This window comes from Anabaena sp. UHCC 0187 (assembly GCF_009712035.1).
Lineage (GTDB): Bacteria > Cyanobacteriota > Cyanobacteriia > Cyanobacteriales > Nostocaceae > Dolichospermum.
In genome coordinates, this window is sequence record NZ_VILB01000020.1 from 88,553 (window position 1) to 102,669 (window position 14,117).

Sequence of the window (14,117 nt, forward strand, 5' to 3'; positions counted from 1 at the left end):
CTATAGGACGATTGTAACACTCACCAGCATCATCATGTAATAAAACTCTGTCTCTTCTTTATTAACTATCGCTTTCTATTCTCGTCCTAACTTTGTAGATTCAAGATTTATCATTAGTTTTGTGCTTTGGTCTTCTAAAAATACATTCATAAATCCCCCGACGGTCAGCATCAGGACCAGTTAATGCTCTCCTGGCAGACACTAATTCCCAGCCTTCATTACCCATACGGTTCATACCGCTATCAAAAATAACATCTTCAAAACTTTCAATTTTATAATCCCATTCTACAGTTTTGGGTTGTTGTTCCCACCAAAGATTAAAAACTAGGATTCCTAATATTCCTCCCAGAAGTATAGTATTGATTATTTCCCTGAACTGAATTAAAATATTAAATATATCAAACTTTGATTTAGATGTAGAATTGTTTTCTGTGTTAACAACTGGTTTTAGGATCTCGGTTTGTAAATTAATAGTTTGTCTCCAAACAGGGTTTTTATTACCAGTTATTTGTCCACGAATATACAGCCTTTTTACTGTTGGTAATTTTAATTTTTCTATGGCTTTATTCACATAATCAATAAAGAATGATTGTTCTATAGTTTCCTTGGATTCCCCAATCACGGTTATACTTTCACCTGTGATATTTATTTGAACTGTGATTCCTTTAGGTAGCAAGGCTTTGTTCATTAGGGTAGCAATAGCTTGAACATCCCCCTGTTTAGCCAGTTCCAAAGTGTTTTGTGCAGTCATGATTATTTATCCCTAACAGTAGTTTGCCCTGGTAATCTTGGTGGTACAGGTGGTGGTGTCCTTGGTAATGATGGTGAATTGAGTTGTCGTGCTAATGTCAAAACCCTAGTTCTAAATCCCTCTACATCCTGGGTTTTTTTGTAAAACACAATAATACTAATATTGGTGGTGTAAATTATCAGCCAATTTTGTTTGATGAAAAAGTAAAGGATGAGGAAAATAATACCAATACCCCAGGGAAGGGTAAAGATACCCAAGCCTAATAACCAACTTAATGGACCAGAGGCAATTTCAATAGATTTGACATCTTGAATCCGGGTTTGAATGTCCTTTTTTTCTAGTTTGTAATATGATTCAGTGTTAGTATGAAGCAAATCACCAACAATTTTAATTTTCAATCTGCCACTACCAGGAACAATCAAATTACCCCAAAGTAATCCGGGTTTACCGTTGATTTCTATGTTTGAATTTTCTCTCATTTAAAATCCTCCCACTTTTGATAATGCTGACTCAATCCGTCTCATTTAAAATCCTCCCACTTTTGATAATGCTGACTCAATCCGATTGGTAAACTCTGAGGAACGATGACAGGTAATAATCAATTGTTCCATTGCCCTGGTCATTGCTACATACATTAACCTTGTTTCTTCTGCTAACTCCTGGTTTTCATTGGGCATATAACCAACACCGGGAATACACACTATGGGAAACTCTAACCCCTTACTTGAGTGCATCGTTATCAGTTTTATACTTTGTTCATCAGGGTTATAATTCCGACTATCATTATTGGCATTCACCCACTCAATAGGTATGTGCATTCGTTGGAAGTCTTGACATAAGCGATCGCCCATAAACTTTACCCGATAGATAATAGCGATTTCGTTCCAGGGTGTACCCCGTTCATGTAGTTGTTGTAATCGTTGGGCTAGGTATTCTACCTCATGTTGGAAGCTGTGGAGTTTGATTAAATCTGGCATTGTTCCCTGTCGTCCCGCACTGGTAGGTTGCAGCAACACCACTTGATCATCATCTCCCGTGGTCGGTGTCATCACTTCCTTGGCAAATTCGTAGGCCACCCCCAACACCTGTTCTGTATTGCGGTAATTGAGTTTTAGTACCGTGCTGCGTCCCCGTGCCTGAATACCAACGCTCTTAAAGCTAAATTTCTTACTGCGTTTTTCACCGTATAAGTTTTGGGCATCGTCATACAGTACAAGCAAAGAATTAGTTTCCGGGTTTACCATCTGCGCGATTAACTTTAGCCATTCTGGTTTAAAGTCGTGTCCTTCATCTAACATCACAGCGTCATAAGTACCGCTGGGTATTTTGCCAGCATCAACCGCACAGATTACACGGTTTACCAGTTCTTCTATGTAAGCTTCCCCTTGATATTCTGTGGATTCAGGTTTGGGGATGTTGTATTTCTTTAGTAGATCCATGCACCACCCATGAAAATGTCGAACTTTGACACGACTGATTTTATTGGGTTCTTGAATCATTTGCCTTAACTTAGCAGCAAGGGAAACATTAAAACACAACACTAAAATAGGTTTATTATTTTGTGCAAGGTGTTGACAACGATAACTTAAAATCATGGTTTTCCCAGAACCAGCGACACCGTGAATTACCCGATGTCCGTCACCCAAACTGCGGGCTAATTGTTCCTGTTGCAAGTCCATGATTTGCAGAATGTTTAGTGGCAGGGGTGCTTCAGTTTCAACATTAAACAAGGATAATTGTGTGATACGTATGTCTGGGAATATATGCCACCGGATTCTATCAATTTGCTTGTTGGTTAGGGTTTTATTAAAGTTATATGCTGATAAATCCCAAAGTCGTTGTTGAAATTCCCCAGGGTCGGTACTTGGTAACATTTCATCTTTGCAGATAATTAAATGTTCTTCAAATACTGCGGGGAGTTCGCTATTATTAAAATCCTTGCGGTTGATGTTAGTTAAAACTACACCGTAACCGTAGGGAATAATTAACTTACCTTGATATTCTCCCTGTTGAACTAAACTGTCATCTTTTTCTAGTAATTGGTTGACTGCTAGGGCATAATCTCTGGCCTGTTGTAATGGGTGCTTGACTTCCTTGATTCCATCTTCAGTAATTATGGTGAATAGGGAAGGATTAACAGTTTGAATAGTGTTCAGTTTCCAATCTTTGACCTCCAGAATGAATAAACCCCGACTAGGATGTAAAACTATGAAATCAGGGTGTAATTGTTTTTTACCGATGGGTACGTCATACCACAATAGGTAATCATCATCTAGTTTTTCCTCCATGCGCTGCGCTAACCTCTTTTCACCGGAGGTCATTCTGGAACTACAACTACTAAATGAAGGAATCAGTGTGGCCATAATTTGGGGTTTCCTCTAAGAATTTGGGGGGCTAAATGTGGGTGATCGCTGATGGTGATCGATCTGGTACTAACTATTTCCAAGAGTAAATACCCCCCCGACGTAAAAAAGCATCTATATTCCAACCAACTTGAGCGAGGGCAGCACTTACACCTACTTTCAATATTGGTGAACTGTATGAATGCCCATTGTTTTTAGTGATGTTGTAAAACTGCCCTTGTGGATTGACCATTATGTAGGAATCTTTCATCAAGTCATTTGATTCTGGAATAACTTGAAATCCTTCGTTTATAAGGGGTTGGTGTCGTTCAATAAATTCTTGAAACTGTTGTGGTGATATCAGCAGTTCCTCAACGCTACCATCATTTTGACCCTGTACTGGTAACACTTGAAAGATTTTCCATCGTTCTGGATGCACCCGCCTGACAAAAGTTGACATATTTTCTTGGTGGTTCAAGCGTGTAACTACTGTATTAAGTTTAACGCGGATACCGTATTGATGTAACTTATCAAATAAAGCAATTGATTGTATTACATGATTACCATTCCCCCGTCCTAAATCTTTTTGGACTGCTTCAGAAGCAGAATCCACCGATAATGCAACCCAATCAATTTCATGAGCGTGTTTTTCTAGTAATTGAGTCATTCGCGCACCATTACTCACAAGGCTGGTTATAAATCCTAAACGATGCGATTCAGCTACAAGTTCACCAATGTTAGGGTGTAGTGTTGGTTCTCCCCCAGCAAAGTTAAGTTTCTCTGCTCCTGCTTCACGTAATAAGAAAAGAAGATGTTTAGCATCGTTTAAAGTTAAAGCTCCTTCGATATCAGGAAAAGTAGCAAAACAAAATCGACAATGATAATTGCATGGTTTCCACAGATGAAAATTTACAGAAATTGGTTTCATGATAATTTTTTTGATAAATCAAACTTTGAAGTTAGCTAATTTACATCGAAATTTATAGACCTTATTATTGGTATACTTTCGCTAATTTTGCATAGTTCCCAGCACAAATTAGAATATGCTTGCTCAGGATTTGAATTAGTTGTATCAATTTGTATGATTGGTATATTAACTAATGCAAATATACGTTTGTATGATTCATCAAGATTATATTCAAGAGAAACTTTATCGCCATACCATTGTATAGGAATGTTCTGACTTCGTTGGGTAATACGCTGATTAATTGTTGACTGGGATGCTGTTACATAAACAATGACATCAGGTAGTAAAAATTCTTGTTCTGATTGCAGTATATGTAGATAAGAAGACAAGTCTTGTTTCATCAACAGACTATGATAAGCAAAAGTAGAGAACACATATCTATCAGCCACAACCCCTAAATCATTCAATTTTAGTTTGTATTCATAACTACGTAAAATGTTGCACAAACTATAAAAATGGAATGTGCTAATTGGGGAATTAGTTGCGGCTATTTGTTTCCGCAAAGAAATTAATTCAGGTGGTATGCTACCGTAATAATCAAAATTTTGCTGCTTTGCAAATAGTTCTGCTAAAGTGGTTTTACCAGCCCCGTCTAATCCTTCAAATGCTAAAAAAGGAAACTTTTTCATAGGTTAAAATTATCTCAACAGACAATATAGGACTCTAGTTTGATTACTGAAAAGCTTTTTACCTTGCTATTGCGTTCTCCTAAGAATGAAGTGAGCAATGCTTATGGCGATTCCTACGGAGTGCTTCGCTATCGCAAATTAATCTTCACTTTCCAATTGTGGTGGGGAGTTCAAAGCATTTTCCATCAAGTCAACAATGGAGTTTTTAGTATTGTATAATATTACTAAATGCTCCCTTGCCCTCGTCATAGCAGTGTAAATACCAGCTTTTTCTTGAAAATCGGTATCTGGGTTATCAGGGTATTCATTAGCCATGTCTAAACCAGCAATAATAACAGCATCAAATTCAACACCTTTGAGGGCATTCCAAGAGTCAACAATTATAAAAGGTCTATCTACCACATTCATGTTTCTATCTGTAGAACCTCTGGGGGCGTGATGTTGAATATTTAGCTTTGATAATTCTGCACTAATTAAATTTTTGAGTTGCCAATTTTGTGGATGGACTAAAACACCAATGGAAGATTCTTTATAACTTGATAATGCTAATTTAACTTGTTGGGCAACTGTTGAAGGCATTTCATGATTGGGAATTTGTAGTAGTAAAGGTTGAATATTTGAACTTCTGGATTTTTTGGTTTTCGGTTCAATAATATCCCCAATTCTACCTCCAGCTTGTTCTTTTTTGGAAACTTTTATGTTAGCATCAGACAATGATGTAAGTATAAAATGCCAAGCCAATTCAAGAATTTCTGGGGAGTTTCTATAATTAACATCAAAGATTTGAGAACGACCTACAACATCAATTCCCAGTTTACGCCATGACCAATCCGGTTTTCTTCTATGAGACTGACCATAAACAGATTGAGTGTTATCATAAACAAAAAAGAGAGAGTTGGTATCGTTATCTAATACTTCTAAAATAGCCCTAAACCACTCATCATAAAAGTCTTGGGCTTCATCTATTAAAATGGCTTGGTATTTTAAATGTGATTTTTGAGCTAAATCTATAATTTGCGCCCTTAGTTCATCATTATTATCAAATTCGTAACTATACTTTAAACTACGATAAGCCCAACTATGAAATGTTTGACAGGTGACTTGTCTATTAATGCCTTTTTCTGCTAGTTTTGAGGTAAGCCAACCATTCATGAAACGATTGTAACTAAGAATCAAAATATCATCATATTCATCAATGATTTTCTCAACTCTGTTTCTCAATACTAAGGATTTACCAGAACCAGCAATACCCCGAACCATTGCGTGTTTCTTGGTATTCATATTTCTGACTTTGGTTTGTTCTTTGTCTAAGTCTTCTCTGAGTAATCTTTGATTAATCGTGTGTTGAAAATCTATCCATTGACTCATGTTATTAATCCTATGTAAATTACTATTCAAGGTGAACTAATTACTATGCACTAGATAATCACTGACTTCAAAACTCAAGTTTTTGTATTATACGAATCCCTGGAAGACCCCTATTCCAAGTTTTCCTCTAAGAATCAACAAATCATACAAACCCCTCTTCCAACAACTCAATACCCTGAGTAGTAATTTTGTGTCTTTGACCAGAACCCCCGACGACCCTACTCCAACTCTCTGTGATTAATATTTCTTGTTCCCACCAATAACTAAACCCCCCGTACATCCCTGGAATGGGAAACCAATGTTGTTCTTGATTCACGTTAAATTCTAGTTTGGGGAGTTCCAAGTTTTGACTGTTAATTAAATCCCCGGCACGTTGTCTCATTAGTTCATGAAAGTGATATTCAATTTGTTGTAGGGGTTCTGGTATCTGGTTCATAAGATAAATATGATGTTGGGCGATCGCTATATCTACAATTTTATGTATATTAATGTGTAGCTTTTAGACGATTCATAAGATATTCTCCTGCAAGTATGGGAGCATAAATAGGATGTTGTGAACAGCTTTCCAAACAAGCAACTTCTGTATCATTATTAGGATGGCAGAAAAAAGCAATAGAATATCTTGACTGATTTATGCTGTCATCATTGGGAATAACAACCCGATGTTTAGTTGAGCAAAACATAAGATTTGTCCATCGCTGCATTAAATCACCAATATTCACTACCACCGTTCCAGGAATTGATGGTACTGCAATCCAATCTTTATCTGCTGTTTGTACTTCTAATCCTCCCACTCCATCTTGAAACAGTAAAGTAAGACTGCCATAATCGGAATGTTCCCCTGCACGCATTTGTCCAGGTTTAGGAGATGTTTGTAACGGCGGATAATGTAACAGTCGCAAAGTATGATTTTGTTGATTGTGTCTACTAATGAAAAAATCCTCTGGCATTTCTAATGCTAACGCAAAGGTTTGAAGTATAGTGTTAGCTAACTCTGTGCAAGCATGATAAAAATTAACTATGACAGGATTATTTGCAACTAAAACAGAAGATAAAGAGGTATTACTTATTTCTTGATTTCCTATATTAAAAGCCTCTTTTAAATCCCCTGGTTGATGAGGATTAAGGCGTTCTCTTTCCCAACCCACATAACCAGTATTGCTAAAATGATCATTCCAAGCTAACTGCTGCTTGACTGCTAATGGTGAACTAAAAAAAGATTTACTTACATTGAAAACCTGTTCTAATTCTATTGATATCGGCGAACTTTGTATATACATAAAACCAATTTCATGACAGGCTTGATAAATTTGTTTAACTATAGTTTTTTGGCTGTCTTGGTTACTAAGTTTAAACTTTGATAAATCAATTAATGGGATTGACATAATATTATAATTCAGAGGTATTGAATACTGAAAAAGCTAGATAAAAATTGTTGGTAACTTTATAGGAAATGTACAGTTTTATAAATTCTATAGCAAAGAACAACTAACGATTTCTACTAGACCTACCCAATCTTTGAGCAGCAGCTAAATCTATTTGTTTGATAGTTGGGCTATTAATGGTTCTCAAGTCAACATCATAATAGTCATCACCTCCTTCATTGGGGTTATGTTCGGAGTTTAATATATATCTTCGTTCTCCAACTTTGATGAGTTTTTGTAATCTGTAATCTTTACCTACATAACTTATTTTTGATTTCTGTCCAGGTTGTAAAATAGCCAGTCTAACAAAACCATCTTGCAATATCAAAACAGAGAATAACTGATTTTTACTAAGCTGTTCAATGTTTCTTTGACCAGTAATAGAATATCCTAAATTATCTTGTCTGGGAACATTGGGGTTTTCTCCATTATAATTAGTTATAACCCCAGTACCCTTGCTCATATCATATACATCAAAAACTACTTTACCAGGAATATTATTAGATTGCGATATTAATATTTCTGAATTATTTGAGTATCCTGGTATCTGTGCTAAAGTTGGTAAACAATAATTGCTGAAAATTCCTATGGTCAGTATTGATGAATAAAGATAGTTTAGTTGCATGGGGTTCTCCTCTATTTATGAATGTAACTGTTTTATCGAGTTCTTTTAATTGGGGTTTCATTAATCATTGAGTTGGCAATTGTAATTAATTTACTCTCTGAACAAGAACCGGAGGATACTAGAAACAATGTGCCGTTTTGAAACCAGGTTATGTTGTTCCATCCATCTCCTTTAAATAAAAATGCTTTGATGTTTTTATTAAGAGTTAACGGGGTAGTTAAGCCAGAATCATCTTGAAAATTTTTGTAATACTTAGAGGACACCAAAACAGCATTAATAGAAATTCGTATGCAATTTATAGCGTACAATCTATCTCCAGTATTCATATTTTGGCAATATTTACTTGTATTCAGTAAGGATATATCAGCATTTAGATCGTTCACATTAAAAACAACTTTTAAATTATCTTTACTAATTCCTTGAGTTATAGACTTAGGTAAACTACTTGGTAATCTAAAAACTAAATTATTTGGTAAGTGTTGTTTAATCTGATTAATTACAGGCTTAAATATTGGTGCTGGTGCTGCTAATACTGATAATTCACTAGCACCTAAAGTAAATAAACTGAGTCCCAAGATAAATAGCGATTGCTGTGCTTGTGGTAATACTAATTTTTTGGTCTTCAAAACAGGTTTCATAGATTTTCCTCAATCATAATAATAAAATCAATAATTTATCTTGATTATTTAAGTAATTCAGTTGTTTGTAAATATTCAATAACAGATGTTTTATCAACTTCACAATCACAACCTGCACTCATTTCTATTACACCTTTACTGGGAACATTAAAAATTCCATAAGCACTGTAGCCACCCTTAGCATCTATAATTAATGCTTGTGTATTATTGAAACTGTAATTAGTTATATTTGGTGTTTCACCCGTGATGTTGGGGTAAGAAATCTTAGCTAGTTCGAGTAAAGATAGTTTTTGAGGATTAGGTAAAGTTTTAATACTGAACGAATAAATCCCGTGTGGCGCTCTACATCTCATAGCTTCATGCGAACCTGGATCTAAAATTATTATAGAACCATCATTCCGCACTGTTGTTCTATAATTAGCAGGAATTTTTACTTTAATACCAAATTGTTTTAGTTTAATTGTCCTAGTTGTTTTGTTGGCCTCTACTGGTTTTGTATTCCCACATTTCCTTTGCGCTATTGCCGGAGTATTAAATACTAGGTTCTGCGAACTCAAGGACAATATTGTAATCACTGCTAACGTTGTGGTTTTTAAAATGTTTTTCATGGTTTCCTCAATAATATTTATAATTAATCAATCGGTTCTTTAGTGCAAGTCAAATAATTAGAATTAACCCAGCCTTCCAATCCTTCAACTTTTTTGTTGGGTCCCCTAATCACATCGACATAAGCCCAAATCCCCTCTTGTTTCTTGAGTAGAACATGATTACCATTATTTAAACCGGCTCTGGATTTGCCGTTGGGAGTAAACCGCAGTGCTAATTGTCCAGTTTTGATATTGACTACATCGCACCAAATAGCCCATTTAAGCTCAACTTTAGGCACTTTTTCTTCAACAGACACCAGTTTTTCGCGGAATATTCGTTTATCCTTGTTGACAATAGTTAAGTACATCCCCTCATTAGAGTTTTCCTTCCAAGAAACCGAGTAATAATAATCCCCATTACTCCAGGTCATCCCCCGATAACCTTGATCTTGCCATCCTGTACCGTTTTCTAATTTGAGGCACTGACCTTTAGCATCACAGCCAACGTAGGTATTAGCATTTATAGTAACTTTGAACTTCCCAGCCCTGTAAGTATCGGCTTTGGCTTGGGTGGCTGTGGTAACAATGCAAGTCGTTATGGCTGCTGCTAATAATAGTTTTAGGTTCATGGGTTTCCTCTAAGAATTTGGGGTGTGAGCATGGCGAAATGTTGGTAGCAGTGTTTAGTTGTTGCTTATAAAAAAGTAGTAGTGTTATTGAATCTATCGAAACATAACCACGGATTACAAACCAGAAGGGAATAGCATATATAACATTTATAAAATTTACAGCACTATTTGATGTAGCAAGTAATATACCAGTTAAAATAATAATCACATTCAAGCGTAGTTGTAAAGACTTTATTTGTTTATTTTGATTGCTAATCAGATAAACACTGTAACAAAACTCCAGTGAAAATCTAGACACTGCTAATACAGTTTCAGCATAAATACGGTTGTAATAGTAAATTAGCCCTTTGTGTCAAATAAACACTAATTCGCTGAACATAATAACCATAAAGGCTTTGCATCCTTGATACTTCCTTGTAGATAAACTGTAGGGTGTGCGTTATTCAGTGGATATACTGGGTTTTTGCTTCATATTTCTTTGGGGTTTTCTTAGAGGAAAATGCAACTTTGGCTAGATTGCTTATATGAAAACTTGCGATAGCGAAGCACTCCGTAGGAATCGCCTAAGTATCCCCAAAATCAGGCTTAATCAAAGTGCTACTGTACGCCGACTGATCTTCCTCCAGAACCAAAAATAATGGGACTGTCAGGCGTTTTTGGTTCCCAACCCACATCAAAACCTGCTTTCCAGGCAATTTCTCTAACTTGACGAAAAGTAGCAAAGCTATCGGGTCTAACTAAAAATGCCAAATAATCTTTCTGAGGTGCAAATTGAGATAAAGTTGTTCGATATTCAGAATTAACTTGAGTGAGTTCTTTACTGGATTCTCCACTATTAACTGACTTAGGGTTATATTGCCACGAACCAGACTCTAAATCAACTAATTCAACTTCATAGTTTTTTGTTTGTACTCGAAACTCTTTTAACTGTTGTAATTGGTTTTGCACACAACTTTGATAATTTCTTAATTCATCAAGATAACCATCAACAAATCCTGAAATATAACTAGGTTTAACACAAGTAGGTAAATTACCAAGAAAATCTTTAATTTGTTGATTAGCTGCTTTAGTATCTAAATAAATAACTCGATTACCACTAATTTCAAAAAAGTTTGGTTTTTTATCAGTTTCCTTTGCCAGTGGAGTCCTGACTATTGTACTTGATTGCACAGCAACTAAAGTAATAAAGAGACTCATAAACATTAGTACCCCGACAGTATTAGTTAAAATATCTAAGAAGGAATCTAGATTTTGTTGGGGACTTTGAGATGCAAAATAACGTTTTCTTCTCATATTTATACCAGTATTATTTTCAAATATTTCCTTGAATTTTGAGTTGCCATCCTTCGTCAATAGGTTCATAACCAATATCAATACCTTCGGACTCAATTAATGCTCTGATTGTTTTAAATACTTCAATACCATCAGGGCGAATTGCGACGATTAGATATTGTTTATCTCGATTAGTTTTTACCTCTGTTAATAAAGTTTGTAATGGAGAATAGGAACTGTTAACTTGAATTAAAGGTACAAATTCTTGGCTAGGATAAAGAACAATACCATCATTACGACATTCAATATAACGGGGTTGTTTACTCTGATTTTGTCCATTTTCAGTTTTAGCAACAATAGTAATTTGTCTTTGATTGCTAAATGTTTGAGCAGTCAGAACCATCAGTAATAAAATAAGTACGCCTATGGTACAAAACAAAATTGAAAGAAAAGGGAATAATTCAATTTCAGTGGCAGCACGATTACTAATTCTTCTTGGCATAAATTTATGAACGCTTTTCTTCAGATTCAACCAATGTAATCCGCCGGGGTTTATTCAAGTTTTCCAAAACAGGTTTTAATAATGCTAGATTGGTACGCACTTCTCCTAACACTTGTTCTAATTGTGCTGTTTTTTCCAATGTCTGTAAACTTTGTTCTAAACTCTTCTGAAATTCGACAATTCTTGTTACCTGAATAGCACAGTTTTCCAAAGCTGCAATCCGACTATCTAAAGCCATTGCTGCTTTTTGGAGTCCTTCAGAAATTTGCTCTGTATGTTCTGTGAAATTATGATTAACGTTTTGGTAATTATCTTGAATTGCCTGACTAATTTGTTGAATCTCTTGGATAATTTCTTGACTAGATTTTTCTTGCTGGGTTAATGTATTAACAAAAATTTCCCTATCTTTAACAGCCATTTGATTGATATAACTCATCTGTTGTATCAATTTATTAGTTGTTCCTTGGATTTTTCCTACTTCAGTTAAAAACCCCTGAGCTAAAGCATCTGCGGCTTGTTTAGCATATTCTTGGGCAGGTTGAATCAATACTTCGGGTGTTGGAAGATGTTTCTTAAATGCTTGGGATATAGCATCATCAACTAAGGCTTTATTTAAGTTCTCGGTTTCTTTGAGACGGAGTAATATTTTGTCATTGATATAAATATCAATTGCTAATAATAATCGTGATTCTTGTCTTTCGACTAATACCAAAGGAATCATTACTAAAACGCTAACAAATAAAGCTAATAGTGTCGTATCAAAGGCTACTGCTAACCCACTGGTAACAGTTCCAATACCCTGTTTAATTTGTTCAATATCACTGGACTGCTGCAAGAATCCACTAAAACCATTGACTGCACCACTAATACCAACAACTGTACCGATAAATCCTAAGAGGGGAATTGCCCAGACTAAAATACGAGCTACGGAATAGGAAGTTTCTGCTGTACTACTATAAAATGCTGAATCTTCCATTGCAAATTCAGTAGCCGTTTGGCGATTTCCTGAAACTATATATGCAGCGATAACCCGACTACAACGACGAGCTAATAAACTTTTTTCGTTACATAAGGACTGTTGTAATCTTTCTACTTGGATAGATTTAGGGTTTTCAAGTACAACACTCTCAGGTAGTAAATCTTTGCTAAATGCTTTGGATTCAAGTTGGATTTTTGTAAACTTTAAAATAGTAATTGTTACTACCATACCGCCGAAAAATATGGCGAGAATTTGGGTAAATCCCCGTTCATATAGCAGAATACCCAAAAATGTATTTTTAATGGGGAATACTGCTGCATAAATACATAATGTAACAATTAATCCTATAACTAAAATCAGCCAAAGTTTGATATCTAATTCCTGCCTATCCGATTTGTGAGAAAATTTGAGAGATTTTGCAGTCATGATTACTATTTGGGATTAGATGTTAAATTTTATTGCTATTTTAGTTAGACAAGTGAGGTGGTCATTATTTTTTACTCAATGATATTCTATGATACAAATATGTTAAGAAAGCGAGAAAGAAACTTTCCAGTTCTTATTTTTTAATTCTTCGTATGAATAATTTAATTGACCACGACGACCTACTTCAATACTGTAAAAATTTACTATTGGTACATTGTTAACTTGAAAATAAAAAATACAACGAACACTAGAATATTCTCCTTTAGGTCGTTTACCATAACTTGTTTTTCCAAGTGATATAATTTTTCCTTGTCCATCTTTAACTGTTACTGGCATACCTCCTTCAATATCTTTAAAACCTTCAGTACCATAACAGTTACTATCTGTTCCTCCAATATTTGAATCAACTAACTCTAAATATCCGGAAATTCGACTACTATTAGAAATTGTAGTATTTTTATTAATTGGACTTGGTTTAACCAGAGAAGGTTTTTTATTTGAGACTTGATTTGTCGCTATAGACTGTATATTAATTTTACTATTTTGCGGTTTAATTGCATTAGATACTCTATATGTTAATGGTTCTGGATTAGCCGTAGATGGAGGTTTAAGAGCCATTTGTTGGGCAAATTTTAAGTTACCTTGATATTCCTTGATTTTGCTTTGTGCTGAGGCATAATTAGGACTTGTTTTAGGAACTGTTTCCATCAAATTAATTGATCCTTGCCACATACCAATGATTAAAGTCCAATCATTTTGTGATTGTGCTGATTGAGTAATGGTTGCTGCACCTATAGCTTTTGAAATCGCATCTTGGTATGAATCCGTTGCAGGTGGTGATGGAGTAACTTCAGGTTTAGCTACTACAGTATTTTGTGTAGAAGGTACGGAAGGTGTAGAGGGTACGGAAATAGGTGAAGATGATTTTGTTTGGGTTTCATTATTTCCGCAGCTAATTAGAAAAAATACTAAAAATAC

Annotated in this window: 16 protein-coding genes; all 16 read right to left on the reverse strand. The window is 35.2% G+C overall.

Annotated features, from left to right (window positions below):
• Positions 1-100: 100 nt before the first annotated feature.
• Complete coding sequence (locus FJR11_RS19925; RefSeq protein ID WP_168506856.1) at positions 101-751, reverse strand: hypothetical protein; 651 nt, start codon at positions 749-751, stop codon at positions 101-103.
• Between the two features lie 2 nt (positions 752-753).
• Complete coding sequence (locus FJR11_RS19930; protein ID WP_168506858.1) at positions 754-1,230, reverse strand: hypothetical protein; 477 nt, start codon at positions 1,228-1,230, stop codon at positions 754-756.
• A gap of 45 nt (positions 1,231-1,275) precedes the next feature.
• Positions 1,276-3,114 (reverse strand): DEAD/DEAH box helicase, encoded by a 1,839-nt coding sequence (locus FJR11_RS19935; protein WP_168506860.1) that lies wholly within the window; start codon positions 3,112-3,114, stop codon positions 1,276-1,278.
• A gap of 73 nt (positions 3,115-3,187) precedes the next feature.
• A complete protein-coding gene (locus FJR11_RS19940; RefSeq protein WP_217358250.1) occupies positions 3,188-4,021 on the reverse strand; it encodes a viperin family antiviral radical SAM protein in 834 nt (277 codons plus the stop codon).
• A 35-nt stretch (positions 4,022-4,056) separates the two neighbouring features.
• Entirely contained in the window at positions 4,057-4,689 is a 633-nt protein-coding gene (locus tag FJR11_RS19945; RefSeq protein WP_168506862.1) for a deoxynucleoside kinase, read from the reverse strand.
• Positions 4,690-4,827: 138 nt separating this feature from the next.
• Entirely contained in the window at positions 4,828-6,057 is a 1,230-nt protein-coding gene (locus tag FJR11_RS19950; RefSeq protein ID WP_168506864.1) for a UvrD-helicase domain-containing protein, read from the reverse strand.
• A gap of 142 nt (positions 6,058-6,199) precedes the next feature.
• A complete protein-coding gene (locus FJR11_RS19955; RefSeq protein WP_168506866.1) occupies positions 6,200-6,493 on the reverse strand; it encodes a hypothetical protein in 294 nt (97 codons plus the stop codon).
• A gap of 49 nt (positions 6,494-6,542) precedes the next feature.
• A complete protein-coding gene (locus FJR11_RS19960; RefSeq protein WP_168506900.1) occupies positions 6,543-7,445 on the reverse strand; it encodes an isopenicillin N synthase family oxygenase in 903 nt (300 codons plus the stop codon).
• 100 nt (positions 7,446-7,545) lie between these two features.
• Positions 7,546-8,106, reverse strand: coding sequence for a hypothetical protein (locus FJR11_RS19965; protein WP_168506868.1), 561 nt, complete (start codon positions 8,104-8,106; stop codon positions 7,546-7,548).
• Between the two features lie 32 nt (positions 8,107-8,138).
• On the reverse strand, positions 8,139-8,744 hold the full coding sequence (locus tag FJR11_RS19970; RefSeq protein WP_168506870.1) for a hypothetical protein: 606 nt from the start codon (positions 8,742-8,744) through the stop codon (positions 8,139-8,141).
• 44 nt (positions 8,745-8,788) lie between these two features.
• Positions 8,789-9,352: a hypothetical protein gene (locus FJR11_RS19975; RefSeq protein WP_168506872.1), complete on the reverse strand. Its 564-nt coding sequence runs from the start codon at positions 9,350-9,352 to the stop codon at positions 8,789-8,791.
• A 23-nt stretch (positions 9,353-9,375) separates the two neighbouring features.
• Entirely contained in the window at positions 9,376-9,960 is a 585-nt protein-coding gene (locus tag FJR11_RS19980; RefSeq protein ID WP_168506874.1) for a hypothetical protein, read from the reverse strand.
• 597 nt (positions 9,961-10,557) lie between these two features.
• Positions 10,558-11,253, reverse strand: coding sequence for a hypothetical protein (locus FJR11_RS19985; protein ID WP_168506876.1), 696 nt, complete (start codon positions 11,251-11,253; stop codon positions 10,558-10,560).
• Positions 11,254-11,272: 19 nt separating this feature from the next.
• Positions 11,273-11,734 carry a hypothetical protein gene (locus FJR11_RS19990; protein WP_168506879.1) on the reverse strand — a complete coding sequence of 154 codons (462 nt, stop codon included), beginning with the start codon at positions 11,732-11,734 and terminating at the stop codon, positions 11,273-11,275.
• 4 nt (positions 11,735-11,738) lie between these two features.
• Positions 11,739-13,139, reverse strand: coding sequence for a MotA/TolQ/ExbB proton channel family protein (locus FJR11_RS19995; RefSeq protein WP_168506880.1), 1,401 nt, complete (start codon positions 13,137-13,139; stop codon positions 11,739-11,741).
• Between the two features lie 102 nt (positions 13,140-13,241).
• The coding region (locus FJR11_RS20000; RefSeq protein WP_371417598.1) for a hypothetical protein at positions 13,242-14,117 on the reverse strand (876 nt) is incomplete at its 5' end.

Coding starts and splice junctions, on each gene's coding strand:
- FJR11_RS19935 (WP_168506860.1), bottom strand. CDS start 3,114: ATGGCCACACTGATTCCTTCATTTAGTAGTTGTAGTTCCAGAATGACC.
- FJR11_RS19985 (WP_168506876.1), bottom strand. CDS start 11,253: ATGAGAAGAAAACGTTATTTTGCATCTCAAAGTCCCCAACAAAATCTA.
- FJR11_RS19965 (WP_168506868.1), bottom strand. CDS start 8,106: ATGCAACTAAACTATCTTTATTCATCAATACTGACCATAGGAATTTTC.
- FJR11_RS19990 (WP_168506879.1), bottom strand. CDS start 11,734: ATGCCAAGAAGAATTAGTAATCGTGCTGCCACTGAAATTGAATTATTC.
- FJR11_RS19970 (WP_168506870.1), bottom strand. CDS start 8,744: ATGAAACCTGTTTTGAAGACCAAAAAATTAGTATTACCACAAGCACAG.
- FJR11_RS19995 (WP_168506880.1), bottom strand. CDS start 13,139: ATGACTGCAAAATCTCTCAAATTTTCTCACAAATCGGATAGGCAGGAA.
- FJR11_RS19955 (WP_168506866.1), bottom strand. CDS start 6,493: ATGAACCAGATACCAGAACCCCTACAACAAATTGAATATCACTTTCAT.
- FJR11_RS19925 (WP_168506856.1), bottom strand. CDS start 751: ATGACTGCACAAAACACTTTGGAACTGGCTAAACAGGGGGATGTTCAA.
- FJR11_RS19940 (WP_217358250.1), bottom strand. CDS start 4,021: ATGAAACCAATTTCTGTAAATTTTCATCTGTGGAAACCATGCAATTAT.
- FJR11_RS19930 (WP_168506858.1), bottom strand. CDS start 1,230: ATGAGAGAAAATTCAAACATAGAAATCAACGGTAAACCCGGATTACTT.
- FJR11_RS19945 (WP_168506862.1), bottom strand. CDS start 4,689: ATGAAAAAGTTTCCTTTTTTAGCATTTGAAGGATTAGACGGGGCTGGT.
- FJR11_RS19975 (WP_168506872.1), bottom strand. CDS start 9,352: ATGAAAAACATTTTAAAAACCACAACGTTAGCAGTGATTACAATATTG.
- FJR11_RS19950 (WP_168506864.1), bottom strand. CDS start 6,057: ATGAGTCAATGGATAGATTTTCAACACACGATTAATCAAAGATTACTC.
- FJR11_RS19980 (WP_168506874.1), bottom strand. CDS start 9,960: ATGAACCTAAAACTATTATTAGCAGCAGCCATAACGACTTGCATTGTT.